General features: G+C 65.4%; 1 protein-coding gene. It reads right to left on the reverse strand.

The genetic code is table 11. The features are described from left to right. Nucleotides 1–1,092: an IS630 family transposase gene (locus tag G7043_RS47450; RefSeq protein ID WP_166056398.1), complete on the reverse strand. Its 1,092-nt coding sequence runs from the start codon at nucleotides 1,090–1,092 to the stop codon at nucleotides 1–3. Between the last annotated feature and the right edge of the window lie 47 nt (nucleotides 1,093–1,139).

Below are 1,139 nucleotides of genomic sequence, written 5' to 3' on the forward strand. Positions count from 1 at the left end.
CTAGTGTCCTGCGCCAGAAATTCGCCTACAAAAGCGTGCGAGTGACTCGAGGATCTCTTCGGCGGTCTTGGTCCAGATGAACGGCCGTGGGTGGGTGTTCCAGTCGGCGATCCAGGCGCGGATGTCTTTCTCCAGCGCCTGGACGCTGCGGTGTGCGCCTCGGGTGATCTGCTGATCGGTGAGGAAGCCGAACCAGCGTTCGACCTGGTTGATCCAGGAGGATCCGGTCGGGGTGAAGTGCATATGGAACCGGGGATGGCGGGCCAGCCAGGTCCTGATCGCCGGGGTCTTGTGGGTGCCGTAGTTGTCGCAAACCAGGTGCACGTCCAACTCGGCGGGCACGGTCTTGTCGATCGTGACCAGGAACTTGCGGAACTCGGTGGCGCGGTGCTGGCGGTGCAACTCGCCGATCACCGTGCCGTCGGCGACGTTGAACGCGGCGAACAGGCTGGTGATGCCGTTGCGGACATAGTCGTGGGTGCGCCGCTCGGGCATGCCCGGCATCATCGGCAACACCGGCTGGGACCGGTCCAGCGCCTGGATCTGACTTTTCTCGTCCACGCACAGCACCACCGCCCGCTCGGGCGGATTGTGATACAGGGCAACAACATCGACGACCTTCTCCACGAACAGCGGATCGGTGGAGAGCTTGAACGTCTCGGCACGATGCGGCTTGAGGCCGAAATCGCGCCAGATCCGGCCGATGGTCGACTTGCTCAAGCCGGTGCGTTCGGCCATCGACGCCCGCGACCAGTGCGTGGCGTTGCGCGGGGTTTCTTCCAGCGTCGCCACGATCACCTCCTCGACCTGGTCCACCGTGATCGACGGCGGCCGGCCCGGCCGTTGCTCATCGACCAGGCCGTCCAGCCGATCCTGCAGAAACCGCCTGCGCCACTTGGTCACCGTCGCCTCATGCACCCGCAGATCCTCGGCGATCTGCTTGCCCGGCAGGCCATCCGCGCACGCCAGCACGATCCTGCACCGCTGCGCCAGCACCTGCGACGACTTCGCCCGCCGCGCCCACCGCTGCAGCGTCTCCCGCTCCTGCTCGGTCAACGTCACCACAGCAGGAGGACGTCCAATCCGCGCCATCAACCCACACTAGACTTACCTGGCGGATTTCCGGCGCACGACACTAG

This window comes from Lentzea alba (assembly GCF_011067745.1).
Lineage (GTDB): Bacteria > Actinomycetota > Actinomycetes > Mycobacteriales > Pseudonocardiaceae > Lentzea > Lentzea alba.

Coding starts and splice junctions, on each gene's coding strand:
- G7043_RS47450 (WP_166056398.1), bottom strand. CDS start 1,092: ATGGCGCGGATTGGACGTCCTCCTGCTGTGGTGACGTTGACCGAGCAG.